Here is a 9,061-nt window from a genome sequence, read left to right as displayed (position 1 = left end):
GGATGCGCTGGCTCGGCGCGCGGCTGTCGCGTTCGGATGGGGGCGCGGCCGGTTGCGATTCGGGCTGCTCGGCCTGTGGCGGCTGCGGCACATCGGATGCGCCCGCAACGATCGACGAAGCGCCGCTGACGTTCAAGCCGCGCGCGGGGCAGCAGCGCTAGGCCGCTGTTGCCGTGGCGCCAAGGCGTCCGGCCGTTCAAGCCGGGCGCGCTGCCTCTCTTTCCCTCTTTCTCTCTTTGCCTCGGGCCGAGGCGGTACCGCAGCGCCGGCGCGCCCTCGGGATCTCAACCCGCGTAATCGAATTCCACGCGCGCGATCAGCCCCGACGGCTGCCGGTTCTGCAGCGTGAAGCGGCCGCCGTGCGCCTGCACGATCTCGTAGACGATCGACAGCCCGAGCCCGACGCTGCCCGGCGCGCCGCCGCGCGACGCGTCGAGCCGAACGAACGGCTCCACCACGTCGGCCAGCCGTGCCTCGGGAATGCCGGGGCCGTCGTCGATCACTTCGATGCGCACCGCGCCCGCCGTCACGGCGGTGCTCACCACCACGCGTTCGCCGAACCGCAGCGCGTTGTCGATCAGGTTGGTCAGCATCCGGTGCATCGCATCGGGCCGGCAGAACAGGCGGATCTGCTCGGGGCCGCGGCATTCGATCGCCGCGCCGCTTTCGGCGTACTCGTCGCACAGCGTCGAGATCAGCGCGCCGAGATCGAGCCATTCCTTGCTCTCGCGCGTGGTGCGGCTGCCGAGAAACGCGAGCGCCGACACCACCATCGCATGCATCAGATCGATGTCGCGCAGCAGCTTCGGGCGCGCCAGTTCGGCCTTGCCCGTTTCCACCTGCAGGCGCATGCGCGTGAGCGGCGTGCGCAGATCGTGGCTGATGGCCGCCAGCATGCGCGTGCGGTCCTGCACCGAGCGCGTGATGCGCTCCTGCATCAAGTTGAACGCGTGCGCCGCGCGGCGGATTTCGAGCGGGCCTTCCTCCTCGATCGGCTGCATCGCCATGTCCTGCCCGAACGCGTCGGCCTGCTCCGAGAGCCGCCGCAGCGGCCGGATCACGCGCGCGACGGCCCACGCCGACATGGCGGCCACGCCGATGCACAGGAAGATCAGCGCGCCGTAGAACGGGAACGTGAAGCGCTTCGGCTCCAGGCCGGTGCGATCGGTGCGGATGTCGAGCGTGCGGCCGTCGAGCGGGATGCGCACCTCGATCGATTGCCCGGGCGGCGCCGAGGCGCAGCCGCCGGCGCGGATGCCGGGCTGGCCGGGCAGCAGCGTGTCGAGGATCTGCCGCAGGTCGTGCGTGTCGAACGTGAGGCCGGTGCAGGCCGGCGCGGGCGGATCGAAGCGCGCCGTCATGCCGGGCAGGCGCGTGGCCGCGAGCACGCGCTCGCGCTCGGCGGCCGGCACGGCGCGCAGGTTCTCGGCCAGCGCGGCGATCCGGTAGGCGCTCTGCCAGGGCCACGGCGGCGCGGGCGGCGACGACAGCGCCGACAGCAAGCCCACGAAGATCACGAACGTCGCCACCGACGAGCACGCGATGATCGCGAGGATCTGGCCGAGCGTGGTGGACAGGAAGCGGCGCATCAGAGCACCGTCACGTCGTACTGGAACGCGTAGCCGCCGGCGCGCAGCGTGCGGATCGCCTCGTCGAACGGATCGTCGCCGGCCAGCTTGCGGCGCAGGCGGCTCACGAGCAGATCGACCGAGCGCTCGGCAATCGGAAAATTGCGGCCGCGCGTGAGTTCGATCAGCGCCTCGCGCGACAGCACCTGGCGCACGTGCTGGCACAGCACCAGCAGCAGATCGGTTTCCGCGCCGGTCAGCGGAATCCGCAGGCCGGCCGGCGAGCGCACGAAGCGGCGGTACGGATAGAACGTGAAGCCCGAGAACTGCATCACGAGCTCGGTCGCGGCGGGCGGCGCGGCCTCGGCGTCGGCCGGGCTCGCGTTGCCCGTGCCGCCTTCGTGCCGGCGCAGCACGGCGCGGATCCGCGCGAGCAGCTCGCGCAGGTCGAACGGCTTGGAGACGTAATCGTCCGCGCCCATTTCGAGGCCGACCACCTTGTCGGTGGGCTCGTCGAGCGCGGTCAGCATGATGATGCGCGGGCCGCCGTGGGCGCGCAGGCGGCGGCACAGGGCCAGGCCGTCCTCGCCGGGCAGCATCACGTCGAGCAGGATCAGATCGGCGGCGAACGTGCGCAGCGCCGCGTCGGCGGCCTCGACGCTGCCGGCCACCTGCATGGCGTAGCCCTTGCCGGCCAGGAATTCGGCCAGCGGCGCGCTGATGTCGGGATCGTCCTCGACGATCAGGATTCGGGTGTCGTTCAATTTCGGAGGAGGGAAAGCGGTCCGCCTGCATTCTCCGACAAAGCGGGCGCGGCAGGGGCGCCCGCTTTGTGTCAATCCGGACACAATATATGAATGCATAGAAGAATCAACAACTTGGAAGCGATGCGGCCTATCGTGCACGTCTTGTCGATACGTATCGGTCGTGTTCATGAACAAGCAGTTCGCATTTCGCCTCGCCGGGCCGCGCTGGCTGGCGCCGGTTTCGGTCTCGCTGACGATGGGGCTGGCCGCCTGCCACGGCCATGACGGCGCGGCCCCGGCCGCCGGCCCCGGCGGCACCGCGGCGGCGGTCGAGGTGGGCGTCGAGACGGTCGCGCCGCAGCGCATCGTCGAGCAGACCGAATTGTCGGGACGCCTATCCGCCTTGAAGGTGTCGGACGTGCGCCCGCAGATCGGCGGCATCGTCCAGCGCCGGCTGTTCACCGAGGGCGCGGACGTCAAGGCCGGCCAGGTGCTCTATCAGATCGACCCGGCCACCTACCAGGCCGCCTACGATCAGGCGCGCGGCACGCTGGCGAAGGCCGAGGCCACGCTGGCATCGGCCCGCACCAAGGCCGACCGCTACGCGCAGCTCGTCAAGATCAACGCCGTCAGCGGCCAGGACAACGACGACGCGATCGCCGCCGTGCGCGAGGATCGGGCCGACGTGATCGCCGATCGCGCCGCGCTCGAAACGGCGCGCATCAACCTCGGCTACACGCGGATCGTCGCGCCGATCTCCGGCCGGATCGGCGCGTCGTCCGTCACGGAAGGCGCGCTCGTCACGTCCGACCAGACCACGGCGCTGGCCACGATCCAGGGCTACGACCGCATGTATCTCGACGTCACGCGCTCCAGCGCCGAATGGCTGCGGCTGCGCAAGGCGTTCGCGTCGGGCCGGCTGCAGCGCAGCGGCGGCGGCGCGGCGGTGCGGCTGCTGATGGAGGACGGCACGGCCTACGCGCAACCGGGCGTGCTGCAGTTCTCGGGCATCACGGTGGACGCGACCACCGGCTCGGTCACGCTGCGCACGATCTTCCCGAACCCCGGCGGCGAACTGCTGCCGGGGATGTTCGTGCGCGCGCGGCTCGACGAGGGCGAGGACGCCAACGCCGTGCTGGTGCCGCAACTGGCCGTGACGCGCGCCTCGGACGGCAGCGCGAGCGTGTGGCTCGCCGACGCCGGCGGGCACGCGCGGCAGGTGGCCGTGAAGGCCGACACCGCCTACCGCGACCGCTGGATCGTGACGAGCGGGCTGAAGGCGGGCGACCGCGTGATCGTGAGCGGCCTGCAGGGCGTGCGCGCCGGCGTGGCCGTCAAGGCGAGCGAGGAAGCCCCGGCTTCCGCCGCTTCCGCCGCTTCGGCTGCTTCGGCCGCCGCCGCATCGTAAGGAGGGCGAATGGCTGGCTTCTTCATTCAACGCCCGATCCTCGCCTGGGTGATCGCGATCGTCGTCATGCTGATCGGCGGCGCGGCCACCACCACGCTGCCGATCGAGCAGTATCCGACCATCGCGCCGCCGTCGGTGCAGGTCACCGCCACCTATCCGGGCGCGTCGGCCGACACGGTCGCGAAAACCGTCACGCAGGTGATCGAGCAGAAGCTCTCGGGCATCGACAACCTCGTCTACATGGCCTCCAAGAGCAGCGGCGCGGGCCAGGCCACCATCACGCTCACGTTCAGCCCCGGCACCGATCCCGACATCGCGCAAGTGCAGGTGCAGAACAAGGTCACGCAGGCCAGCGCCTCGCTGCCCGAGACGGTGCAGGAGCAGGGCGTGCAGGTCGCGAAATCGGCGAGCGACTTCCTGATGATCGTGGCGCTGTCGTCGCCGGGCGGCTCGCTCAGTTCGATCGATCTCGGCAACGTGATCGCCTCGCAGATCGAGGATCCGCTCACGCAGTTGAGCGGCGTGGGCGACGTGACGCTGTTCGGCGCGCAGCACGCGATGCGCGTGTGGCTCGATCCGGTCAAGCTGCACGCGGTGGGCCTGACCGCCTCGGACGTGACCACCGCCGTCACCAACCAGAACGTGCAGCTCTCGGTGGGTGAGCTCGGCGGCGCGCCGGCCACCGGCAGCCAGGCGATCAACGCGACGATCTCGTCGTCGAGCCTGCTGACCACCGCCGCCCAGTTCGGCGACATCCTGCTGCGCGTGAACACCGACGGCTCCCAGGTGCGCGTGAAGGACGTCGCGCGCGTGGAGGTAGGCGGCGATTCGTACGACACCTCGTCGCGGCTCGACGGCAAGCCGGCCGCCGCGCTGGCCGTGAAGCTCTCCACCGGCGCGAACGCGATGGCGGTGGCCACCGCCGTGCGCGCCAAGCTGGCCGAGCTGCAGCCGCAGTTGCCGAAGGATGTGGCGATCGCCTATCCGTACGATTCCACGCCGTTCGTGCGGATCTCGATCGTCGAGGTGGTCAAGACGCTGATCGAGGCCGTGATCCTCGTGTTCCTCGTGATGTACCTGTTCCTGCAGAACCTGCGCGCCACGTTGATCCCCACCATCGTGGTGCCGGTGGCGCTGCTCGGCACGCTCGGCGTGATGTCGGTGATCGGCTTCTCGATCAACGTGCTGTCGATGTTCGCGATGGTGCTGGCGATCGGTCTGCTGGTGGACGACGCGATCGTGGTGGTGGAGAACGTCGAGCGGATCATGGCGGAGGAAAAGCTCGGCCCGGCCGCCGCCACGCGCAAGGCGATGGGGCAGATCACCGGCGCGCTGGTGGGCGTCACCACGGTGCTGACGGCCGTGTTCATCCCGATGGCGTTCTTCTCCGGCTCGACCGGCGCGATCTACCGGCAGTTCTCGGTGACGATCGTCTCGGCGATGGTGCTGTCGGTGCTGCTCGCGCTGACGCTCACGCCCGCGCTGTGCGCCACGCTGCTGAAGCCCGCAGCGGCGCACGCCGCCGCCCGGCGCGGCCCGCTGGCGGCGTTCAACCGCTGGTTCGACACGGGCAACGCCCGCTACAGCGGCGCGCTCGCGCGCGTGGTGGCGCGGCCGCTGCGCTGGATGCTCGGCTACGGGCTGATCGTCGGCGTGGTGGGCATCCTGTACGCGACGCTGCCGTCGTCGTATCTGCCCGAGGAGGATCAGGGCTCGATCATGGTGTCGGTGTCGGCGCCGGTCGGCACGCCGGCCGGGAAGACGCTGAAGACGGTCGAGGCCGTCGAACGGTACTTCCTGAAGCAGCCGGCCGTGACCCACGTGATGACGGTGAACGGCTTCAGCTTCAACGGCCAGGGGCAGAACAACGCGATGGCCTTCGTGCAACTGAAGGACTGGAGCCTGCGCGGCGCGAACGACAGCGCGCAGGCCGTGATCGGCCGCGCCAACGCGGCGCTCGGCAAGACGCGCGACGCGCAGATCTTCGTCATGAACGAGCCGGCGATTCACGGGCTCGGCACGCAGAGCGGGCTCGACTTCGAGATCGAGGATCGCGCGGGGCAGGGCCACGACGCGCTGATGAAGGCGCGCAACCGATTCATGGCGCTGGCCGCGAAGGATCCGTCGCTGGCGATGACGCGCCCGGCCGGGCTGGAGGATACGCCGCAGCTCTACGTCGACATCGATCGCGAGAAGGCCAGCGCGCTCGGGCTGTCGATCGCCGACGTGAATTCGACGCTTTCCACCGCGTTCGGCTCGTCGTACGTCAACAACTACATCGATACCGGGCGGATCCAGAAGGTGTACGTGCAGGCCGATGCGCCTTATAGGATGATGCCGGGCGACATCGGGCAGTGGTACGTGCGGGCGGATAGTGCGTCGTCGTCCTCGTCGAGCACGTCGACGTCGAGCGCGGCGTCCACCTCCTCGGTGACGTCCGCCACCGGCTACGACGGCCAGATGGTGCCGTTCTCGGCGTTCGCCACCACGCGCTGGACGTTCGGCCCGCCGCAGATCGAGCGCTACAACCGCGAGCTGGCCGCCGAGATGAGCGCGCAGCCGTCGTCGGGCATCAGCACCGGGCAGGCGATGAGCGCGGTCGAGACGCTGGCGAAACAGTTGCCCACGGGCTTCGGCGTGGAGTGGACCGGGCAGTCGTATCAGGAAGTGCTGGCCGGCTCGCAGGCCACCTACCTGTACGCGATCTCGCTGATCGTGGTGTTCCTGTGCCTGGCCGGCCTGTACGAAAGCTGGACCGTGCCGCTCGCCGTGATCCTGGTGGTGCCGATCGGCGTGCTCGGCGCGCTGCTGGGCGCGCATCTGCGCGGGCTGTCGAACGACGTCTACTTCAAGGTGGGGCTGCTGACCACCATCGGGCTGTCGACCAAGAACGCGATCCTGATCGTCGAATTCGCGAAGGATCTGCAGGCGCAGGGCAGGAGCGTGCTGGACGCGGTGATCGAGGCCGCGCACCTGCGGCTGCGGCCGATCCTGATGACCTCGCTGGCGTTCGTGTTCGGCGTGCTCCCGCTCGTGATCAGCAGCGGCGCGGGGTCGGCCGCGCGCCGCGCGATCGGCACCGGCGTGGCCGGCGGCATGATCGCCGCCACCGTGCTCGCCATTTTCTTCGTGCCGGTGTTTTTCGTCGTGGTGCGCAAGCTGTTCGGCGATTCGCGCCGCGGCCATGAAGGCGACGACGCCGCCGGCTCCGCCAAGGATCAAGCATGAAATTGAAACTCGTCTCGTTGCTGTGCGCGCTGGCGCTCGGCGCCTGTTCGCTCGACCCGGCCTATCAGCGGCCGGCCGCGCCGATGGCCGGTGCATGGCCCACGGGGGCGGCGTATTCGACGGGGGCTTCGGCGGCGTCGGCCGCATCGTCTGCTTCCGTGGCGTCCGTGAACCCGGTGGCTTCGTCAGCCTCGGCAACGTCCATGGGCTCGGCGGCGTCGGCCGCTTCCGCCGGTTCCACGGTTTCCCCCGCGCCGCTCGCCGCCGACGTCGGCTGGCGCACGTTCTTCCGCGACGCACGCCTGCAAACGCTGATCGGCCTCGCGCTCGCGCACAACCGCGACCTGCGCGTGGCGGCCCTGCAGGTGGCCGAATACGAGGCGCAATACCGGATCGCGCGCGCCGCGCTGGCGCCCGCCCTCGACGCGGGCGGTTCGCTGACGAGCGCGCGCAGCGCGGGCGCGGTCAGCCGTTCGAGCAGCGTCACGGTGGGCACCACCTCGTGGGAGATCGATTTCTTCGGCCGCCTGGGCAGCCTCAAGCGGCAGGCGCTGGAAAATTACCTGGCGACCGACGCGTCGCGCACCAGCACGCAGCTCTCGCTGGTGGCGACGGTGGCCACCGATTTCCTGCAGTTGCTGTCCGATCAGGCGATGCTGAAGATCGCGACGGAAACGGCCGAGGCCGACCGTCAGACCTACGCACTGACCGTCAGCATGATGAAGATCGGCAGCGCGTCGCTGCAGGACGTGCGCGAGGCGCAAACCTCGCTGGCCAGCGCGCGCGCCAGCGCGGCGTCGTACACGCGGGCCGTGGCGCAGGATCGCAACAATCTCGAAGCCGAGATCGGCTGCCCGCTGCCGGATGGATTGGATGACCTCGACGGCGGTACCAGCCTGCTCGACGGCGACGCGATGCTGGCCGACGTGGGCCCGGGCCTGCCGTCGGATCTGCTCGCACGCCGCCCCGACATCGTGCAGGCCGAGCACACGCTGAAGGCGGCCAACGCGAACATCGGCGCGGCGCGCGCGGCGTTCTTCCCGAAGATCACGCTGACCGCCAGCGCCGGCACCGCCAGCAGCGGGCTCTCGACGCTGTTCAAGGCCGGCACCGGCGCATGGACGTTCGCGCCGTCGATCTCCGTGCCGATCTTCGATTACGGCAGCAACAAGGCCTCGCTCGACGTCGCGAAGATCGAGAAGGACATCGACGTGGCCGATTACGAAAAGGCGATCCAGACCGCGTTCAAGGAAGTGGCGAACGCGCTGGCCGGCCGCGAAACCTACGTGGCGCAACTGGCGGCCGACCGCGATTACGTGAGCGCCGCGCAGAGCTACTACGATCTCGCGCAGGCCCGCTACCGCACCGGCAGCGACAGCTTCCTGACGTTGCTGACCGCGCAGCGCACGCTGTACACGGCGCAGCAGCAGCTCGTGACGGATCAGCTTGCGAAGCTGTCGAACCTCGTCACGCTCTACAAGACGCTCGGCGGCGGCTGGTCCGAAACGGGGGATGGGGAGGGGGAGGGCGCGCAGGCGCAGGCGGCGCTCAGAACAGATCCTCGTGCCGGCAGTTGATCAGCAGCTCGGCGATGCTGGCCGAGTTCGGCAGCTCGATCGTATTCGCGACCAGCCGCGCGATGTCTTCCGGCTGCGTCATCGCCTCGGCCGGCAGGTCGGCGATGCCGGCCGCCATCTCGGTGTTGACGAAGCCGGGGCACACCGCCACCGCGCGCAGGCCGTCGTTCCAGCCGGCGCGGCGCACCGCGTGGGTGAGCGCCACGGTGGCGTGCTTCGACATCTGGTAGCCGACGTTGTCGTTACGCACGCGCTTGCCCGACAGCGAGGCGATCTGCACGAAGCGCGCGTTGCCGGCGCGCTTCAGGTGCGGCAGCGCCGCCTGCACGAGCCGGAACGGCGCCTTCACGTTGATGTCGAGCGTTTCGTCGAGCAGCGCGTCGGTGCCGTCGTCGAACGTGATGCTGCGGCAGATGCCGGCGTTGCTGACCAGCACATCGATGCGGCCGAAGCGCGCCAGCGTGGCGTCCACCCAGCCGCGCGCGGCGTCCGGGTCGCGCGCCTCGTAGCGCGCGGCCAGCAGGTTCGGGTCGT

General features: G+C 70.0%; 6 protein-coding genes. 3 read left to right on the top strand and 3 right to left on the bottom strand.

Annotated elements, in window-relative coordinates:
- Nucleotides 1-284: 284 nt before the first annotated feature.
- Nucleotides 285-1,589, bottom strand: a complete 1,305-nt coding sequence (locus G3N92_RS27015) for an ATP-binding protein (RefSeq protein ID WP_206130650.1) — start codon at nucleotides 1,587-1,589, stop codon at nucleotides 285-287.
- Nucleotides 1,589-2,332 (bottom strand): response regulator transcription factor, encoded by a 744-nt coding sequence (locus tag G3N92_RS27010; RefSeq protein ID WP_241015040.1) that lies wholly within the window; start codon nucleotides 2,330-2,332, stop codon nucleotides 1,589-1,591. Before G3N92_RS27010 ends, G3N92_RS27015 begins: the two co-directional genes overlap by 1 nt.
- A 169-nt stretch (nucleotides 2,333-2,501) precedes the next feature.
- On the opposite strand from G3N92_RS27010, the gene G3N92_RS27005 reads away from it, so the two are divergent.
- From G3N92_RS27005 to G3N92_RS26995, 3 genes are read left to right on the top strand one after another with little or no spacing between them, the layout of a single operon-like run.
- Nucleotides 2,502-3,722: an efflux RND transporter periplasmic adaptor subunit gene (locus G3N92_RS27005; protein WP_206130648.1), complete on the top strand. Its 1,221-nt coding sequence runs from the start codon at nucleotides 2,502-2,504 to the stop codon at nucleotides 3,720-3,722.
- 9 nt (nucleotides 3,723-3,731) lie between these two features.
- Nucleotides 3,732-6,950, top strand: a complete 3,219-nt coding sequence (locus tag G3N92_RS27000) for an efflux RND transporter permease subunit (protein WP_206130647.1) — start codon at nucleotides 3,732-3,734, stop codon at nucleotides 6,948-6,950.
- On the top strand, nucleotides 6,947-8,527 hold the full coding sequence (locus G3N92_RS26995) for an efflux transporter outer membrane subunit (RefSeq protein ID WP_206130646.1): 1,581 nt from the start codon (nucleotides 6,947-6,949) through the stop codon (nucleotides 8,525-8,527). Before G3N92_RS27000 ends, G3N92_RS26995 begins: the two co-directional genes overlap by 4 nt.
- Here the strand turns inward: G3N92_RS26995 and G3N92_RS26990 are convergent.
- Nucleotides 8,499-9,061, bottom strand: a 563-nt coding sequence (locus tag G3N92_RS26990; protein ID WP_206130645.1) for an SDR family NAD(P)-dependent oxidoreductase, incomplete at its 5' end; no start/stop codon positions are given. The genes G3N92_RS26995 and G3N92_RS26990 overlap by 29 nt on opposite strands.

The sequence above is a fragment of the Burkholderia sp. Ac-20379 genome (genome assembly GCF_017104645.1).
In the GTDB taxonomy this organism is placed as follows: Bacteria; Pseudomonadota; Gammaproteobacteria; order Burkholderiales; family Burkholderiaceae; genus Burkholderia.
The sequence above is the reverse complement of the archived record's forward strand: the minus strand, read 5'-3'. Positions and strand labels throughout refer to the sequence as shown.